Source organism: Nocardia sp. CA-145437, assembly GCF_050956485.1.
Lineage (GTDB): Bacteria > Actinomycetota > Actinomycetes > Mycobacteriales > Mycobacteriaceae > Nocardia.
The window spans coordinates 6,703,140-6,720,370 of the sequence record NZ_CP191204.1 but is presented as its reverse complement, the minus strand read 5'-3'; the positions used below and the strand labels follow the sequence as shown (position 1 = coordinate 6,720,370).

Annotated in this window: 15 protein-coding genes and 4 tRNA genes; 12 read left to right on the top strand and 7 right to left on the bottom strand. The window is 67.5% G+C overall.

All coding sequences use genetic code 11. The features are described from left to right. Positions 1-3 precede the first annotated feature (3 nt). The 3 genes from ACQPYY_RS31010 to ACQPYY_RS31000 all read right to left on the bottom strand — a co-directional run bounded on the left by ACQPYY_RS31010 (position 4) and on the right by ACQPYY_RS31000 (position 5,939). Positions 4-4,434: a molybdopterin-dependent oxidoreductase gene (locus ACQPYY_RS31010; protein WP_433591947.1), complete on the bottom strand. Its 4,431-nt coding sequence runs from the start codon at positions 4,432-4,434 to the stop codon at positions 4-6. Between the two features lie 145 nt (positions 4,435-4,579). Further along, on the bottom strand, positions 4,580-5,293 hold the full coding sequence (locus tag ACQPYY_RS31005; RefSeq protein WP_379092298.1) for a demethylmenaquinone methyltransferase: 714 nt from the start codon (positions 5,291-5,293) through the stop codon (positions 4,580-4,582). Between the two features lie 151 nt (positions 5,294-5,444). Continuing rightward, entirely contained in the window at positions 5,445-5,939 is a 495-nt protein-coding gene (locus tag ACQPYY_RS31000; RefSeq protein WP_379092301.1) for a DUF3592 domain-containing protein, read from the bottom strand. 39 nt (positions 5,940-5,978) lie between these two features. On the opposite strand from ACQPYY_RS31000, the gene ACQPYY_RS30995 reads away from it, so the two are divergent. Then, positions 5,979-6,482, top strand: coding sequence for a DUF2505 domain-containing protein (locus tag ACQPYY_RS30995; protein WP_379092304.1), 504 nt, complete (start codon positions 5,979-5,981; stop codon positions 6,480-6,482). 49 nt (positions 6,483-6,531) lie between these two features. Here the strand turns inward: ACQPYY_RS30995 and ACQPYY_RS30990 are convergent, their stop codons facing one another. Beyond that, positions 6,532-6,969: a VOC family protein gene (locus tag ACQPYY_RS30990; RefSeq protein WP_433591946.1), complete on the bottom strand. Its 438-nt coding sequence runs from the start codon at positions 6,967-6,969 to the stop codon at positions 6,532-6,534. A 196-nt stretch (positions 6,970-7,165) separates the two neighbouring features. Here ACQPYY_RS30990 and ACQPYY_RS30985 point away from each other — a divergent pair, with 196 nt between their 5' ends. Continuing rightward, entirely contained in the window at positions 7,166-8,815 is a 1,650-nt protein-coding gene (locus ACQPYY_RS30985; RefSeq protein WP_433591945.1) for a purine-cytosine permease family protein, read from the top strand. 56 nt (positions 8,816-8,871) lie between these two features. On the opposite strand, the gene ACQPYY_RS30980 is transcribed toward ACQPYY_RS30985, so the two are convergent. Both ACQPYY_RS30980 and ACQPYY_RS30975 read right to left on the bottom strand, forming a co-directional pair. Next, the gene (locus ACQPYY_RS30980) at positions 8,872-9,291 is read right to left on the bottom strand and encodes a helix-turn-helix transcriptional regulator (RefSeq protein WP_379092313.1); all 420 of its coding nucleotides are present in this window, start codon (positions 9,289-9,291) and stop codon (positions 8,872-8,874) included. Continuing rightward, a complete protein-coding gene (locus tag ACQPYY_RS30975; RefSeq protein WP_433591944.1) occupies positions 9,288-10,562 on the bottom strand; it encodes a geranylgeranyl reductase family protein in 1,275 nt (424 codons plus the stop codon). Before ACQPYY_RS30975 ends, ACQPYY_RS30980 begins: the two co-directional genes overlap by 4 nt. Before the next feature lie 179 nt (positions 10,563-10,741). Here ACQPYY_RS30975 and ACQPYY_RS30970 point away from each other — a divergent pair, with 179 nt between their 5' ends. Both ACQPYY_RS30970 and htpX read left to right on the top strand, forming a co-directional pair. Further along, entirely contained in the window at positions 10,742-11,764 is a 1,023-nt protein-coding gene (locus ACQPYY_RS30970; protein WP_357281789.1) for a polyprenyl synthetase family protein, read from the top strand. Positions 11,765-11,932: 168 nt separating this feature from the next. Further along, on the top strand, positions 11,933-12,814 hold the full coding sequence (gene htpX, locus ACQPYY_RS30965) for a zinc metalloprotease HtpX (protein WP_379092320.1): 882 nt from the start codon (positions 11,933-11,935) through the stop codon (positions 12,812-12,814). A gap of 76 nt (positions 12,815-12,890) precedes the next feature. Here htpX and ACQPYY_RS30960 read toward each other — a convergent pair whose 3' ends face one another. Beyond that, on the bottom strand, positions 12,891-13,382 hold the full coding sequence (locus ACQPYY_RS30960; RefSeq protein ID WP_357281786.1) for a YajQ family cyclic di-GMP-binding protein: 492 nt from the start codon (positions 13,380-13,382) through the stop codon (positions 12,891-12,893). Positions 13,383-13,520: 138 nt separating this feature from the next. On the opposite strand from ACQPYY_RS30960, the gene ACQPYY_RS30955 reads away from it, so the two are divergent. The 8 genes from ACQPYY_RS30955 to nusG all read left to right on the top strand — a co-directional run bounded on the left by ACQPYY_RS30955 (position 13,521) and on the right by nusG (position 17,136). Further along, a tRNA-Tyr gene (locus ACQPYY_RS30955) sits at positions 13,521-13,602 on the top strand. Positions 13,603-13,838: 236 nt separating this feature from the next. Then, positions 13,839-13,911 (top strand) — tRNA-Thr (locus ACQPYY_RS30950). Between the two features lie 81 nt (positions 13,912-13,992). Continuing rightward, positions 13,993-14,065: transfer RNA gene (locus ACQPYY_RS30945), tRNA-Met, on the top strand. 42 nt (positions 14,066-14,107) lie between these two features. Then, positions 14,108-14,278, top strand: a complete 171-nt coding sequence (gene rpmG, locus ACQPYY_RS30940; protein WP_029925945.1) for a 50S ribosomal protein L33 — start codon at positions 14,108-14,110, stop codon at positions 14,276-14,278. 200 nt (positions 14,279-14,478) lie between these two features. Continuing rightward, positions 14,479-15,522 carry a fused (3R)-hydroxyacyl-ACP dehydratase subunits HadA/HadB gene (locus ACQPYY_RS30935; protein ID WP_379095700.1) on the top strand — a complete coding sequence of 348 codons (1,044 nt, stop codon included), beginning with the start codon at positions 14,479-14,481 and terminating at the stop codon, positions 15,520-15,522. A gap of 180 nt (positions 15,523-15,702) precedes the next feature. Continuing rightward, positions 15,703-15,775, top strand: a tRNA-Trp gene (locus ACQPYY_RS30930). A 29-nt stretch (positions 15,776-15,804) separates the two neighbouring features. Then, the gene (secE, locus tag ACQPYY_RS30925) at positions 15,805-16,194 is read left to right on the top strand and encodes a preprotein translocase subunit SecE (RefSeq protein WP_379092323.1); all 390 of its coding nucleotides are present in this window, start codon (positions 15,805-15,807) and stop codon (positions 16,192-16,194) included. Between the two features lie 138 nt (positions 16,195-16,332). Continuing rightward, the gene (nusG, locus tag ACQPYY_RS30920) at positions 16,333-17,136 is read left to right on the top strand and encodes a transcription termination/antitermination protein NusG (protein WP_357281784.1); all 804 of its coding nucleotides are present in this window, start codon (positions 16,333-16,335) and stop codon (positions 17,134-17,136) included. Positions 17,137-17,231 lie beyond the last annotated feature (95 nt).

Sequence of the window (17,231 nt, the reverse complement as noted above, 5' to 3'; positions counted from 1 at the left end):
CAGTCAGTACACGTCGCGCACGTACCGCTTCTCCGCCACCAGCTGCTTCTTGAACGCCAGCGCGCCGTCCTCGCTCAGCTTGCCGTGAATGCGCGCGATCCTCAGCAGGGTGTCGTCCACGTCCTTCGCCATTCGCGCCGCGTCACCGCACACGTAGAAATGCCCGCCCTCACGCAGCCACGCCCACAACTCCGCGCCGTGCTCGATCATGCGGTGCTGCACGTAGATCCGCTCCCGCTGATCGCGCGAGAACGCCAGATCCAGCCGGGTCAGGAAACCGGAGCGGAACATGTCCTCGAGCTCGGCCCGGTAATAGAAATTGTCCTTCGCGTACTGATCGCCGAAGAACAGCCAGTTGCGGCCCGTGCACCCCAGCGCCCGGCGCTCCTGCAGGAAGCCGCGGAACGGCGCGATGCCGGTGCCCGGGCCCACCATGATCATCGGCGCGGTCGGGTCCAGCGGCGGCCGGAAGTGCGGGGCCCGCTGCAGGAAGATCGGCACCTCGGCATGCGCGCGATCGGCCAGGAAGGTCGAGCTCACGCCGCCGCGCCGGGCCGCCGACCCGATGGCCGCCGGATCGCCGTAGCGCACCACGCCGACCGTCAGCTGCACCTCGTCCGGGCTCACCAGCGGACTCGACGAGATCGAATACTGGCGCGGCTGTAGCTTCTTCAGCGCGCCCAGCCACTCGACCAGATCGGCCCGCACCGGGAAATCGCGCAGCACGTCCACCGCCTGCCGGTCCCACAGATATCCGTCCAGCTCATTGCGATTGTCCCGGCGCAACAGCTTGGCCAGGCGTGGATTGGCGTTGTGCTCGGCCACGAACGACAACAGATCCGCACTCACCCGCGTGATGTCGTAATGCGTGCGCAGCGCCTCGGCCAGCGGTAGCTCGCCATTGTCGATCTCGATCAGCCGATGGCCGTCGAGACCTGTCGCCGCCAGCCATTCCCGCACCAGTGACTCGCAATTCGCGGGCCGAATGCCCAGCGAATCCCCGACCTCGTAGGTGGTCTCCGGATCACTCAGATCGAACCCGAACTGCCGCACCTCTTTCCCGGAACCTTCGCGGGAAAGCAATTCATTGCGAACCAGTTTCGAGAGCACCGGAGAATTCCGGGTGAATGGCGCGGCGGCGCCGGTCCGAACCGGAGCGACAGCCGTTGCGCCCCGGGCGCTTCCGGGGCCGCCGGCACCGTGTCCGAGCGGGCTCGAAGCGCCCGCGCCGCCACGACCGGCAGCGTTCCAGGTGGGCGTGCCGCCGACGGACGCGCCGCCGGAACCCCGGCCGCCCGGAGCGCCGAAGGGCGGCGTGGAATGTCCGCCCCGCGGTCCCGCACCGGACCCGCCTCGGTTCCCGCCGCCGATGGCCGCGTCGCCCGCTGCGTCCGCGAGCACGCCGGTCACGGCGTCGAACCAGGCCGCGGACACGTCCTCGTGGTCGGGCTCGCTGTCCACGCGCGGCAGCAGCCGGGTCGCGCCGCGCTGGGCGAGCAGTTCGTCCAGCTTGCGGCCGTGGCCGCAGAAGTCGTCGTAGGAGGAGTCGCCGAGCGCGAACACCGCGAAGCGCATCCCGGTCAGCCGGATCGCGCTGTCGTTCAATCGTTCCCAGAAGTCCGCGCCATTGTCCGGTGGCCCGCCGTCGCCGAAGGTGCTGCTGATGACCAGCACATCCCCGGTGAGATCGGACAGTTCGGCCGAGTCCATGTCCAGGAGCCGCGGCGCGAAGCCCGACTCCACGAGATGAGTCGTCAGGGCCGCGGCCAGATCCTCCGCGGTTCCGGTCTGCGAGGCCCACAGGATCGTGACGGTCCGCGCCGGAGCCTCCGCGCTCTCGCCGCCGTCGGACCGGCCGGTGAATCCGGCGCCCACGTCCGCCGCGAATCCGATCGACACCTCCGCGACCCCGGCCGAGAGCGGCTGCGCGCCACGGGAGTACATCCCGCCCAGCAGGCCGTCGATCCACGCCCGGCTGCGGTCGGAGATGGGCGCGGTGGTCGGCAGCACCGGTACCCCGCTGACCGGCAGGCTCTGCAGCGCCGCGAGATACCCGCCCAGGTAGATGCGCTCGACCTCGCTGAGCGTGGGCGCGGTGGCGGTCTCCAGTCCGAGCATGACCGCCAGCGGATGCGGGCCGCCGAGATCCACGCCGCCGACCGCGGGCACGGGTGCGCCGCCGAGCTCGGGTGTGGCCGGAATCCGTCCGGCGGCGTCCGTTTCCGTCTCGGGGTCGCCGGTCGTCGCCGTGCTCAGGGCCGCGACCTTGCGCAGGCGCACCGCGCAGACCTTGAACTCCGGTTGCAGCGAGATCGGGTCCACCGCGTCGGTGGTGACGGCGTTGATGGTCAGGTATTCGCCCTGTTCGTCGTTCCAGTGGAAGGGCGCGAAGCAGGTGCCGGGCAGGACGCGGTCGCTGAGCAGGGCGGGCAGCACGGCGCGGCCGCGGCGCGAGGCGATCTCGAGCTGGTCGCCGTCGCGGACCTCGAGGCGGGCGGCGTCGTCGGGGTGCACTTCCAGGAACGGCTTGCCGTTGAGCTTGTTCAGTTTCGCCACCTTCCCGGTCTTGGTCATGGTGTGCCACTGGTGTTGCAGGCGGCCGGTATTGAGGACGAACGGGTGGTCCTCGTCGGGCATCTCGGCGGGCAGCAGGTGCGGGCGCGGCCAGAACACGGCCTTGCGGCTCGCGGTGGCGAAGGCCAGGCGGGGCGTGTTCCCGTCCGCGTCGGTGAAGAGGGCCTGGCTGACGCCGTCGTTCACATAGCGAATCGGGTTGCGCCGCTGGGCCGGATCGGGGCACGGCCATTGCGCGGGTCCGGCGCGCAGCAGGTCGTAGTCGATGCCGCGCAGGTCGTATCCGGTGGCCGGGTTGGCGAAGCGGCGGATCTCGTCGAAGATCTCGGCGCTGGAGGCGTAGTCGAAGCCGGGGAAGCCGAGCGCCGTCGCCATCTGCGCGATGAGCTGCCAGTCCGGCCGGGCGTCGCCGATCGGCTCGACCGAGCGCTGCAGCAGGGTCAGGTTGCGTTCCGAATTCACCTGCACGCCATCGGCCTCCGCCCACAGCGTGGCGGGCAGCAGCAGGTCGGCGTAGGCGTTGGTGGCGGTGTCGGTGTACACGTCCTGGGCGATCACCAGGTCGGCGGCCTCCAGCCCGGCGATCACGGTGCGCCGGTTGGCCATGGAGGCGACCGGATTGCTGCACATGATCCAGCAGGCCTTGATCCGCCCGTCGGCCAGACCGCGGAACATCTCGATCGACCCGGGCCCGGGCTCGGCGCGAATGGTGCCGGGTTCCAGTCCCCATTCGGCTTCCACGAAGGCCCGGTCGGCGTCGGCGAGCACGCTGCGCTGGCCCGGCAGTCCCGGTCCCATGTAACCCATTTCGCGCCCGCCCATGGCGTTGGGCTGCCCGGTGAGGGAGAACGACCCGCTGCCGGTGCGGCAGATGGCGCCGGTGGCCAGGTGCAGGTTGATGATGGTGTTGGTGGCCCAGGTGCCGTGCGTGGACTGGTTGATCCCCATGGTCCACAGCGACATCCATTCGCCGGCCGCGCCGATCCACTCGGCGGCGGTGCGGATGTCGGCCTCGGCGAGCCCGGTGACCTGGGCGACCAGGTCCGGGGTGTAGGCGTCCAGGAAGTCGGGCAGGTCCTCCCAGCCCTCGGTGTGCTCGGCGATGAAGTCGGCGTCGATGTCGCCGTTCTCGACCAGCAGGTGCAGCAGCCCGTTCAGCAGTGCCAGATCGGTGCCCGGCTTGATCTGCAGGAACAGGTCGGCGCGCGCGGCGGTGTCGGTGCGCCGCGGGTCCACCACGATGAGTTTCGCTCCCGCCTTGAGCCGATCGGCCATGCGCAGGAACAGGATCGGGTGGCAGTCGGCCATGTTCGCGCCGATCACGAAGAACAGGTCGGCGTGGTCGAGGTCGTCGTAGGAGCCGGGCGGCCCGTCCGCGCCCAGCGACAGCTTGTAACCGCTGGCCGCGCTGGCCATGCACAGCCGCGAATTGGCTTCCATGTGCACGGTGCGCAGGTGGCCCTTGGCGAGTTTGGTGGCCAGGTACTGGGCCTCGATCGACAGCTGGCCGGACACGTACAGCGCGATGGCGTCGGGTCCATCCGTGTCGAGGATCACGCGAAGTCGTTGGGCGGCTTCGTGAACGGCCTCGTCGACCGGCATGGGAACGGGCGGCTGGCCGCGTTCGGGGCGGCGGTACGCGGTCTCCATGCGGCCGGGCGCGGCCATCATCTCGGCGTGGGTGTTGCCTTTGGTGCACAGTCGACCGGCATTGACCGGGTGTTCCTTGTCGCCCTTGACCTTGGCGATCACCGGCAGCCCGAGCGGGCCGGTGGTGGTTTCCACCGTGATGCCGCAGCCCACCCCGCAGTACGAGCACGCGGTCCGGGTGCTCGTCGGGGGCGTCGGCTGTTCGGGCATGGTTCCGAGTTAAGCCACCCCGAGTTGCGGGGGATTTACCGAAAGTTATCGGCAGATGACAATCCACCTCACAGCCATTTTTCGCGGCTGTGAGGTGGGGGCCGATCTCGCTATCGTGAGCAACGCCACAGGTCGGAGGCGGTCGTCAGCCCAGTTTGTAGCCGCGGTGCAGCGCCACGATGCCGCCGGTGAGATTGCGCCACTTCACCGCCGACCAGCCCGCGTCCGCGATCCGCATGGCCAGCTGCGGCTGGTTGGGCCAGGCCCGGATGGACTCGGCCAGGTACACGTAGGCGTCCGGGTTGGAGCTGACCGCGCTGGCCACCTGCGGCAGCGCCTTCATCAGGTACTCCATGTAGACCGTCCGGAACGGCGGGAGGGTGGGGGTGGAGAACTCGGCCACCACGAGCCGCCCGCCGGGCTTGGTCACCCGCAGCATCTCGCGCAGCGCCAGGTCCGGGTCGGACACATTGCGCAGCCCGTAGGAGATCGTGACGGCGTCGAAGGAGTCGTCGGCGAAGGGCAGGGCCATGGCGTCACCGGCGACCATGGGCACATTGCGCCAGCGTCCGGCCGCGAGCATGCCCTGGGAGAAGTCGGCGGCCAGGCACCAGGCTCCGGATTTGGCCAGTTCCACGGTCGAGACGCCGGTTCCGGCGGCCAGATCCAGCACCCGCTCGCCGGGCCGCAGCGCCAGGGCTTTCCGGGTCGCCATCCGCCAGTACCGGTCGATGCCGCCGGTCATCACCGTGTTGGTGATGTCGTACCTTTTCGCGACCCCGTCGAACATCGACGCGACCTCGTTCGGCTGCTTGTCCAGCTGGGCCCGAAACGACTCCCGCTGCCTGATTTTCGCCACGGTGCTTATTTTGCCCTCCGCTTCGCTCCGGGCGGGTTCGCGGCCCTGGAGGTCTCGTTCTTCCCTCCCTCCGCTCCTCCGCTTCGCTCCTCCGCTCCGCTCAGTCCAGAACGAGACGGGCCGCGAACCTTTGGGCGAATGTCGGGACTGTCTATTGTCGCAGCCTAGTTCGCACGCGGGCCCGCAGTGCGCCGAGCCAGCGGGTCGGGGGCGAGCCGAGCAGCCAGAGGGCGGGGATGGCGATGGCCCAGGCGACCACGATGACCGACAGTGCGGGGATGACGGCGACACGGGCATCGCGACCCGCCACCCGGACCAGATCGGGATCGCTGCGCCGATATTCGACATTGATGCGCTCGCCGGCGGTCAGTTTGGTCGGGTACAGCACGCCGGTCTTCGGGTTGTGGGTCTCGCCGTCGGGGGTGACGAAGATGACCGCGGACCGCAGCGTGCCCGCCGAGAGCACTTCGGCGCTGGTCACGCCCCGATCGCTATTGATGAGATGGTCGTCGCGCCAGGCCGCGAGCACCAGCAGCACGGCCAGGAAGCTGACCGTCGCCGCGGCGATGACGATCCCGAGCCGAGCCCGCCGCCACCGAACCGCCTGCCGCTGTTCAGTCCTGGGAGACTGGCTAGTTTCCGACACTTCAGCAGGCTATTCCATCGCTGGGCTACGGTCGTCGCCATGTCCCGAAAATTCAGCTTCACCGTGCAGTACAGCATCCCGGTCGAAGAGCTTCACCGGGCACTCACCAATGACGAGATGTGGCAGTCCCGCTTCGCGGCGGCGCCGACCGCCACGCTGGAGCTCACCCACCCGGACGGGCCCGGCACGATTCGGATCCAGATGACCGAAAAGGCCCCCGAGGACCAGATTCCCGGCATCGTCAAGAAGGTCCTCAAGAGCGAGCTCATGCTGGAGCGCACCGACGCCTGGGGTCCGCTGACCGACGGCGTCGCGCGGGGCAGCTTCAGCGGCCGCTCCGGTGGCATCACCACCGAGATGGCGGGCGCGTTCGAATTGCGGCCCACCGCCGAGGGTTCCGAGATCGAGGCCACCGGCACGGTCGACGTGAAGGTCCCGCTGGTCGGCGGGGCTATCGAACCGCTGGTCGAGAACCTGCTCAAGAAGGTCATGAACAGCGAACGCAAGTCCGTCGAAACCTGGTTCGCCGCACAGAACGCCTGATCCCGGGAATGTGGATGCGGGGGTGGTCCCGCATCCACGGGCCCGGTCGCTACTGCCCGAAGTTCGGATCGAACTCCCGTGGCTCGGTGAGGACCAGCCAGTTGCCGGAGTTGTCGCGGATGATGGCCTCGACGCCGTAGGGGCGCTCCGCGGGCGGCTGCACGAACTCCACGCCTTTGGCGGTGAGCTCGTCGAAAGTCTTCTGGCAGTTGTCGGTTCGCAGGCCCAGCGCGCCGTGCGTGCCGTTGGCCAGTGACCGGCGGATGGCCTCGGCGAGATTGTCGTCCAGCGGGGGACCCGGGATCATCAGCGTCACCTCCAGCTCCGGATGATCCGGATGCGCCACCGTCACCCAGCGGAAGCCGTTGTCGCCCATGGTGACATCGCTGCCCTCGACGAAACCCAGTTTGTCGATGTACCAGGTCTTGGCGGCCGACTGGTCGGTCACGTAGACGGTCACGAGCGAGACATTGGTAATGGTCGTCATGGTTTCCAGGCTATGGACGAGCCCCCGCCGCCGGCTTCTCCGAAATTGCGCGATTCACGCCCGGATTGCTGAGTTCACACACTCGGAACCTCAGTGAGGTCGCCGTAACAGCCGTGCAATCGTCCGGAAAGCCAAGATCAACAATCGCTGACCACCCTCGAATCGGAAAACAGCTCGCGACGAGCCCGAACGAGGAGTGCCGGTGGTTCAAGTCGAAACCCCCACGGCGAACGCGGTGGCCGCGTCCAAGGAGACGCTGGAGGATTACACGCTGCGGTTCGCGCCCCGCAGCTACCGGAAATGGAGTCCGGCGGTGGTCGGCGTCTCGGCGCTCGGCGGCATCGCCTACCTGGCCGACTTCTCCATCGGCGCGAACATCGGCATCGCCAACGGCACCGGCAACGCGCTGCTGGGCATCGGCATCTTCGCGATCATCATCATGATCACCGGCTTCCCGCTGGCCTACTACGCGGCCCGCTACAACGTCGACCTGGACCTGATCACCCGCGGCAGCGGCTTCGGGTACTACGGCTCGGTGGTGACGAACATCGTGTTCGCCTCCTTCACCTTCATCTTCTTCGCCCTCGAGGGCTCGATCATGGCGCAGGGCCTGCAACTCGGCCTGCACGTGCCGCTCCCGATCGGCTACCTGGTGTCCACGGTGATGATCTTCCCGCTGGTCATCTACGGCATGAACACCCTCGCCAAACTGCAGGTGTGGACCACCCCGCTGTGGCTGATCCTGATGGTGCTGCCGTTCGGCTTCCTGCTGGTCCGCCACCCCGACTCGGTGGGAGCCTTCCTGTCCTACGGCGGTCAGGACGGCAAGGGCGTCAGCCTGTCCGGCGCGCTGCTCGCCGCCGGCGTCTGCCTCTCGCTCATCGCCCAGATCGCCGAGCAGATCGACTACCTGCGCTTCATGCCGCCCCGGACACCCGAGAACGCCCGAAAGTGGTGGGGCTGGATGCTGCTGGCCGGACCCGGCTGGGTGCTGTTCGGCGCCATCAAGCAGGTCGTCGGCCTCTTCTTGGCGGTCTACCTGATCGCCAACCTGCCCGGCGCGCAGGACATCGCCAACCAGCCGGTGCACCAGTTCCTCGAGATCTACCGCGACATGATGCCGTCCTGGCTGGCCATGACCCTGGCCGTGGTGCTGGTCGTGATCAGCCAGATCAAAATCAATGTGACCAACGCGTATTCGGGTTCGCTGGCGTGGACCAACTCCTTCACCCGCGTCACCAAGAACTACCCGGGCCGGATCGTGTTCCTCGGCCTGAACCTGGCCATCGCGCTGATCCTGATGGAAGCCAACATGTTCGACTTCCTCAACAACATCCTCGGCTTCTACGCCAACTGCGGTATCGCCTGGATCGTCACCGTCGCAACGGATATCGCGATCAACAAGTACCTCCTGAAGCTCTCGCCCAAGGAACCGGAGTTCCGCCGCGGCATGCTCTACGACTTCAACCCGGTCGGCCTGGTCGGCTTCGGCCTGTCGGCGGCGCTGTCGATCATGACCTTCTTCGGGATCTTCGGCGAGACCCTGAAGCCGTACTCGCCCATCGTGGCCGTGCTGGTCTCGTTCCTGGCCACCCCGCTCACCGCCTTCCTCACCAAGGGCAAGTACTACCTGCGCCGCGACCACGACGGCATCGACCTGCCCATGTTCGACGAGCACGGCAACCCGTCGGGGGAGACGCTGACCTGCGTCGTCACCGGCATGGAGTTCGAGCGACCCGACATGATCGCGTCCGCGGTGCCGGGACCGGAGGGCGAGATCCAGTACATCAGCTCGCTGGCCCTCTCCACCGACAAGACCGGAATCCACGTGCTGCCGTCTCGATGAGACCCGCGCCCAGCTGAATTCACCCCGCGACCCCGTGGCCTCGCCACGGGGTCGCGTCAGTCCGCGCGTTTCCGATCCGAGAGACCGTGCATGAAGACGTAGCAACCGGGAATATGGGGTGCCCCCTCGGCAGCGAACTTCGCTTGATACTCCGAGGGCGACATCCCCACCAGGTCGGTGAATTTACGACTGAACGACCCGAGGCTGCTGTAGCCCACCAGCATGCAGGCCTCGGTCACCGTCACATTGGTGGCGCGCAGCAGATCCTGCGCCCGCTCGATCCGCCGCTCGGCGAGATACAGGGCGGGCGTCTTGCCGTAGGTGGCCGCGAAACACCGCAGGAAGTGGTACTTCGACACCCCCGCGGCCGCCGCCAGACTGTCCAGGTCCAGCGGCTCCGCGTAATTCCGGTCGGCCAGATCCCGCGCTCGCCGCAGATGCGGCAGCAGCTCCTCGGGAACCGGCCGGGCGTTCACGAGAACGGCTGCAGCTTGTCGATCCGCATCGAGGCCCGCCCCGCGCCCCGCCACAGGCGGGCGGTCAGATCCAGGTCCTCGTCGGTCACCAGATTGCCCATCACTCGGACCGCGGTGCGCTGCAACAGCTTCGACCGCATCAGCGGCGGCCCGCCCAGCGGCACCGTGCGCGGATGCGTGGCCAGTCCGGCCAGTCGCCGCGCCACCGAATAGGTGCGGCCGTAGCGCTCCCGCAGCAGGTCCGGCCAGATATGGGTGAGGTCCGGCTGGTCCAGCAGCCCGGCCAGCATGTGCCCGCCCTCCAGGCCGTAGTCGATGCCCTCGCCGTTGAGCGGGTTCACGCAGCCCGCGGCGTCGCCGACCAGCGCCCAGTTGCGCCCGGCCAGGTTCGACACCGCGCCCCCCATCGGCAGCAGCGCCGACGCCACCGCCCGCGCCTCGCCCTCGAAACCCCATTCCGCGCGCCGCTGCGACACATAGTGCTGAAGCAACGGCTTCAACGCGATATGCGAGGGCCGCTTTTCGGTGGCCAGCGAACCGACGCCGATATTCACCTCGCCATTGCCGAGCGGGAAGACCCAGCCGTAACCGGGAATCAATTCATTGTTCGCATCACGCAATTCGAGATGTGAGGTGATCCACTCGTCGTCACTGCGCTCGGATTTGATGTACGCCCGCGCCGCGGTCCCGTACGCGTACTGGCGGTGCCAGGTGCGGCCCAGCATCTTGCCGACGGGGGAGCGCACCCCGTCCGCCACGATCAGCGTCTTGCAGGACACCGCGCGCAGCCCGCCGTCGGTCTTGATGGTCACGCCGGTGACCCGGTCGCCCTCGCGGGCCACCTCGACCACCTTGGCGCCGTCCACCATCCGCGCCCCCGCCTTGACCGCGGTCTCGCGCAGTTTGTCGTCGAGTTCGGTTCGCGGAACGGCACTTCCGTAGGTGGGGAAGGACCCGTTGGGCCAGGGCAGCAGGGCCTCGCGCCCGAACCCGGCCATCCGCAGGCCCCGGTTCACGGTGTGCGCCCGCACCCAGTCGCCGAGCCCCAGATGCTCCAGTTCGGCCGTGGCGCGCGGGGTGAGCCCGTCGCCGCAGGTCTTGTCGCGGGGGAACAGCGCCGAATCGGTCATCAGCACGTCCCGTCCCGCGCGCGCCGCCCACGCGGCCGCGGCGGACCCGGCGGGACCAGCGCCGACGACCAGAATATCGGCGTGCGCCGGCAGAACATCCGACGATTTCCCCTGCTCGGGCGCGACTTCCGATGAACCCATGCGACCAATACTCGCAGCACATCACCGCGCGCGCATATTTGCCCCGGGGTTCGCCGCCGGGCGTTTCGATTCGCGTGGCGGGTGTTTCGTTGGTCGCACTACGGTGGTGTCCATAGGGGGTGATCGACGCACACGCTAGGTTCTTTGGCGTGGGGTCGGACGCGGCACTGGGAGAAGAAATGAGCGCATCAGCTGTGAGCGATGAGAGCACCGTGGTCGCGGGGGTGGATCTTGGCGATCCCGAGCTCGCCGCCACAGTGCGCAAGGGCCTGATCGAGGTCGAGGACCTGCTCATCACCGAGCTGTCCGACGGCGAGGAATTCCTGCAGGAAGCGGCGCTGCACCTGGCCAAGGCCGGCGGCAAGCGCTTCCGCCCGCTGTTCACCATCCTCACCGGCCAGCTCGGCCCCAACCCCACCAGCCCCGACCTGGTCGTCGCGGGCACCGTGGTGGAACTGGTGCACCTGGCCACCCTGTACCACGACGACGTCATGGACGAGGCCTCCATGCGCCGCGGCGCCCCCAGCGTGAACTCCCGCTGGGGCAACTCCGTCGCCATCCTCGCGGGCGACTACCTGTTCGCGCACGCCTCCCGCCTGGTCTCGACCCTCGGCCCGGACGCGGTCCGGATCATCGCCGAGACCTTCGCCGAGCTGGTCACCGGCCAGATGCGTGAGACCATCGGCGCCCGGCAGTCCCAGGACCCGGTCGAGCACTACCTGCGCGTGGTGTGGGAGAAGACCGGCTCGCTGATCGCCGCCGCCGGACGCTTCGGCGGCACCTTCTCCGGCGCGAGCCTGGACCACGTGGAACGCCTGGCCCGCCTCGGCGACGCCGTGGGCACCGCCTTCCAGATCGCCGACGACATCATCGACATCTCCTCGGCGTCCGAGCAGTCCGGCAAGACCCCCGGCACCGACCTGCGCGAGGGCGTGCACACCCTGCCCGTCCTCTACGCGCTGCGCGACGAGGGCGCCGAGGGTGACCGTCTGCGCAAGCTGCTGGCCACCCCGCCGCAGACCGACGCCGACGTGGAGGAGGCCCTCTACCTGCTGTCGCGTTCGCGCGGCCTGGTGCTGGCCAAGGAGAAGCTGCATGGCTACGCCGACATCGCCCACGCCGAACTCTCGGCCCTGCCCGGCGGCCCGGCCAACGACGCGCTCGAGCAGCTGGTCCGCTACACCATCGAACGGGTCGGCTGACGCTCCCGGGGGAACCTGTTCCCGGCCCGTATCGTTGACCAGGTGTAACGACCCGTATGGGCGCCACTTGGTGGTTCGCGGCCCGTCTCGTTCCGGACCGAGCGGAGGGAGGGAAGAACGAGACCTCCAGGGCCGCGAACCCGCCCGGAGCGAAGCGGAGGGCAAGAATTGCACAGTCACGGGTATGCGAACGGGTTGAAGACGTTCGGACTCTTGGTCGGGATGTCGGCGCTGATCGTGTTCGTGGGAGCGCTCTTCCGCAGCCCCACGATCCTGATCCTGTCGATCGTGCTGGCGGTGGGCATGAATGCCTACGCCTACTTCAACAGCGACAAGCTGGCGTTGAAGGCGATGCACGCGCAGCCGGTCACCGAGCTGGAAGCCCCCGCCATGTACCGCATCGTGCGCGAATTGGCCACGGCCGCCCGCCAGCCCATGCCGCGCCTGTACATCAGCCCCACCAACGCGCCCAATGCCTTTGCCACCGGCCGTAATCCGCGCAATGCCGCGGTCTGCTGCACCACCGGAATCCTGCAGATCCTCGACGAACGGGAGCTGCGCGCGGTGCTGGGGCACGAGCTGTCCCACGTCTACAACCGCGACATCCTGATCTCGTCGGTCGCGGGCGCGCTCGCCTCGGTCATCTCCGGCCTGGCCAACCTGGCCTTCTTCGCGGGCGCCTTCGGCGGCGGCAACCGCAATGGCGAGGGTCCGAATGTCATTGCGCTGCTGTTGGTTTCACTGCTGGGACCGATCGCGGCCACGCTCATCAAACTGGCCGTCTCCCGCTCCCGCGAATACCAGGCCGACCAGGACGGTGCGGAACTCACCGGCGACCCCCTGGCGCTCGCCTCGGCCCTGCGCAAACTGGAACGCGGCACCCAGGCCGCCCCGCTGCCCCCCGAACCGCAGCTGACCGCCCAGTCCCATCTGATGATCGCCAACCCCTTCCGGGCCGGCGACAAGATGGCCCGCTGGTTCTCCACCCACCCCCCGATGGCGGACCGCATCGCCCGCCTCGAGGAGTTGGCGGGCGGCCCCCGCCAGTGAGGAGGCCGGGGGCCATGCCCCCGGGATCCCTTCTTCGGGGGTGTGGGGGCGAAGCCCCCAACCTGTCCCACCGCTCCTAGCGGTAGTTCACGAACTGCAGGGCGATCTCGAAGTCGCTGCCCTTGAGCAGGGAGATGACCGACTGGAGGTCGTCGCGGCTCTTGCTGCTGACGCGCAATTCCTCGCCCTGGATCTGCGCCTTCACGCTCTTGGGGCCCTCGTCACGGATCTTCTTGGCGATCTTCTTCGCGTTCTCCGTGGTGATGCCCTGGACCAGGGTGCCTGTGATTTTGTACACCTTGCCGGAGGCCTGCGGATCGCCCGCGTCGAACGCCTTGAGCGAGATGTCGCGGCGGATCAGCTTCTCCTTGAACACGTCCAGGGCCGCCTTCACGCGGTCCTCGGACTCGGCGCTGAGGATGATCTTCTCCTCGCCCGACCATTCGATGCTCGCCCCGGTGCCGCGGAAGTCGTAGCGCTGGCTCAGCTCCTTGGCAGCCTGGTTCAGGGCGTTGTCCACCTCCTGGCGATCGATCTTGCTGACCACATCGAACGACGAATCCGCCACACTCTTCTCCTGTCCGAGACCGGATATTCGGGATGTTCCAACACCGACGCTAGCCGCTCCGGCATGGCTGTATCCAGCCGGTTTGCATTCCGGGCGTGGGTTCAGGGTATTCTGCTGAAGCGCTGGAAGGCGTACCCCGGCGGATTGCCCGAGCGGCCAAAGGGAGCTGACTGTAAATCAGCCGCGTAATGCTTCGGAGGTTCAAATCCTTCATCCGCCACTGCAAGAGCCCCGCAGACAGAAGTCTGCGGGGCTCTTTGCGTTTCGCGGGTCGGGGCGCGCCGCGCCGGACGGGCTAGGCGCGTAGTCCACGGCAGGCCGTCCGTCCTGCGGCCTGGGGCATCTACCCGGTCTCGAAAACGGTCGATGACCAGGCGGTTTGGAGAGTGCGCGGGGATGTGTGTAATCTCGTTCAAGTCGTCAGCGCCCCGGTCCAGACCGGAGCAAGACAGACACGCCCCCTTAGCTCAGTCGGCAGAGCGTTTCCATGGTAAGGAAAAGGTCAACGGTTCGATTCCGTTAGGGGGCTCGCCGGATTGCCGGTGGTGAACGGCTCGGCTTCTCCTAGCAGGACCCGGGACCTCCCCGCCGTCAAGTACCGACACCAGATGGCGGTGTAGCTCAGTCGGTAGAGCAAACGACTCATAATCGTTGTGTCGCCGGTTCAAGTCCGGCCATCGCTACATACTGATATCCCAATCAGGCTGACCGGAAAGAAGGCAATCGTGGCCGCGAAGTCCACTGATATCCGGCCAAAGATCACCTTGGCCTGCGAGCAGTGCAAGCACCGCAACTACATCACCAAGAAGAATCGGCGTAACGACCCGGACCGTCTCGAGCTGAAGAAGTTCTGCCCGAACTGCGGTACCCACCGGGCGCATCGCGAGTCTCGCTAACTTAATCCCGCGCGAATCGACCGCGTGGACAGAGTGCCGGATCGGTAAGTCACTTCGTCTCTTAGAAAGGGACAAGGGACCCGGTCCGGCACTTGGCGTATATACCGGTGGTTCTGCGCTCTCGCCCGTTCCCGTTTCCTGGGAGCAGATAGGGACTTCCTGCCGTGACGATCAACACTGAGATTGATATCGAGGCCGATATGGTCGAATCCGAGCTCTTCGACCCTGCCGCGCACGCCGCCGCCATGGTCGGCCACCACTACCGGGTGGAGGACTACTACGAGGTCGGCCGCGAGAAAGTACGCGAGTACGCCCGCGCGGTGCAGGATTACCACCCGGTGCACTGGGACGAGGACGCCGCCGCCGCGCACGGTCACGACGGCCTGGTCGCCCCCCTCACCTTCATCTCGCTGGTCGGAATCCTGGCCCAGCGCAAGCTCTTCGAGCAGATCGTCACCGGCTACGACCTGAGCCAGATCATGCAGACGGACCAGATCCTGGAGTTCCACCGTCCGATCAGGGCCGGGGACCAGCTGTCCTGCGTCGTCTACCTGCACTCGTTCCGCCAGGCCTTCGGCGGCGACATCATCGTCACCCGCAATGACGTGCTGGCCCAGAACGACGAACTGGTGCTCACCACCTACACCACCCTGATCGGCCGCAGCGGCGGTGACATCGACCCCAATATCGGTGACGCCGTGCGCAATGTGCTCATGCATGGGGTCGGCCCGGACGCCGCCGACGCGGGCGAGCCCATCGAGGTCGACACCCCCGACCAGTCCGTGGCGGCGCTGCCGGCCAGCACCGTGGTGGCCAGCGCGCAGACCCGCCGCTTCGAGGATGTCGCCGCCGGTGACGAACTGCCCGCCCGCACCGTGCTGCTGACCCGCGGCGACCTGGTGAACTACGCCGGCGTCTCCGGCGACGCCAACCCGATCCACTGGAGCGACGACGTCGTGAAGCTGGTCGGCCTGGAAAACGTTGTCGCGCACGGCATGCTGACCATGGGCCTGGGCGGCGGCTTCGTCACCTCATGGCTGGGCGACCCGGGTTCGGTCAAGGAGTACAACGTCCGCTTCACCAGCCCCGTGTACGTCCCGGTCGACCGTCCCGCGGAGATCGAGTACACCGGCAAGGTGAAGTCGGTGGACCCCGAGACCCGCACCGCGGTGATCGCCATCGTGGCGAAGTCGGAGGGCCGCAAGATCTTCGGTCGCGCCACCGCGACGGTGCAGCTCGGCTGACCGGAAACCCGGGTAGGCCGCGACACCCCGATTGGCGATCGTCAGTCGGGGTAACGTACACTCGAAAATCTGGGGTCACCAGCCGATGCGCGCTGCTCCGAGGAGCGGCGCGTGTTGTATGAAATGACCCTGTAGTACAACTGAAAAGAACAGTGGCTGGAAGCAACCCCGTCCAGCCGAAGGGGCGTAGCTCAACTGGCAGAGCAGCGGTCTCCAAAACCGCAGGTTGCAGGTTCAAGTCCTGTCGCCCCTGCCCTGGATGCCGACTTAGAGAGGATCGACGTGAGCGACGAGCGGGACACTCGCCACGAAGATGGCGACGACACCGCCGCGGTGGCTCGTCCGAGCGGCAAGCGGTCCGCCCGGCGCACCCGCGCCGCGTCGTCCAGCGCCGTCGCGACGATCGAACGACCGTCGGATTCGGCCAAGGCAGCCACCAAGCAGTCCGGCAAAGGCAAGAAGGCCGGGCAGAGCGGTTCGGGCAATCCGTTCAAGAGCCTGATGAAGTTCCTCAAGGAAGTCATCGCGGAACTTCGCAAGGTCATCTGGCCCAACCGCAAGCAGATGGTCACCTATACGAGCGTTGTCCTGGTGTTCGTGATTTTCATCATCGCGTACATCAGCGGTTTGGATGTGGCGTTCATCAAGGGTGTCAACTGGCTCTTCGGCTAGGCGGCACGGTGACCGCGTCTGACCGTCGCGGCCGGTGACCGGCCCCCGGGCAGAGGCGGGGAGCGGGAACATCCGCCGGGCTATGCCTTGCCCCGGCGCGCAGAGGATTACGTGACGACTAAGGAAGCGAGTGCCCCAGTGAGCACCCCGGAGAACGGCACAACCGAGGAATTCCCGGTGGATGACGTGGTGATCGAAGAGACCACCGCGGACGTCGAGGACGCTGAGGGCTTCGCCGACGCCGACGAGTTCGCGGCGGACGCCGAAGAGGCCGAGCCCGCGCAGCCCGCGGCCGAGATCTCCGACGAGCCCGCCGACCCGGTCGCCGAGATGACCGCCGCGCTGCGTCGCGCGCCCGGTGACTGGTACGTCGTGCACTCCTACGCCGGGTACGAGAACAAGGTGAAGACCAATCTCGAGACCCGTGTGCAGAACCTCGGTCTCGAGGACTACATCTTCCAGGTCGAGGTGCCGACCGAAGAGGTCACCGAGATCAAGAACGGCCAGAAGAAGAACGTCAACCGCAAGGTGCTGCCGGGCTACATCCTGGTCCGCATGGAGCTGAACGACGAGTCGTGGGGCGCGGTGCGCAACACCCCCGGTGTCACCGGTTTCGTCGGCGCCACCTCGCGTCCCTCGCCGCTGACCATCCCGGACGTGGTGAAGTTCCTGGTCCCGGCCGCGCAGCAGAAGAAGGCCGCCGCGCCGGCCGCCGCCGCTGCCGCCGCCACGACCGGTGGCGACACCGCCGTCGCGAAGCCGATCATCGAGGTCGACTTCGAGGTCGGCGAGTCGGTGACCGTCATGGACGGCCCGTTCGCGACCCTGCCGGCCAGCATCTCCGAGGTCAACGCCGAGCAGCAGAAGCTCAAGGTGCTGGTCTCGATCTTCGGCCGCGAGACTCCGGTCGAACTGGCGTTCACGCAGGTCGCCAAGATTTAGTCGCAGGGAGGCGGTGGCCCGGGTTTCACCCGGTGTCACCGCCTTTTTCGCGTTCACGTAGACTTGCCGGGTTGTGCCTAGGGCCTGATCTCGAG

Coding starts and splice junctions, on each gene's coding strand:
- ACQPYY_RS31010 (WP_433591947.1), bottom strand. CDS start 4,434: ATGCCCGAACAGCCGACGCCCCCGACGAGCACCCGGACCGCGTGCTCG.
- ACQPYY_RS30995 (WP_379092304.1), top strand. CDS start 5,979: ATGTCCCGAAAATTCAGCTTCACCGTGCAGTACAGCATCCCGGTCGAA.
- ACQPYY_RS30975 (WP_433591944.1), bottom strand. CDS start 10,562: ATGGGTTCATCGGAAGTCGCGCCCGAGCAGGGGAAATCGTCGGATGTT.
- ACQPYY_RS30990 (WP_433591946.1), bottom strand. CDS start 6,969: ATGACGACCATTACCAATGTCTCGCTCGTGACCGTCTACGTGACCGAC.
- ACQPYY_RS30970 (WP_357281789.1), top strand. CDS start 10,742: ATGAGCGCATCAGCTGTGAGCGATGAGAGCACCGTGGTCGCGGGGGTG.
- ACQPYY_RS30935 (WP_379095700.1), top strand. CDS start 14,479: ATGGTCGAATCCGAGCTCTTCGACCCTGCCGCGCACGCCGCCGCCATG.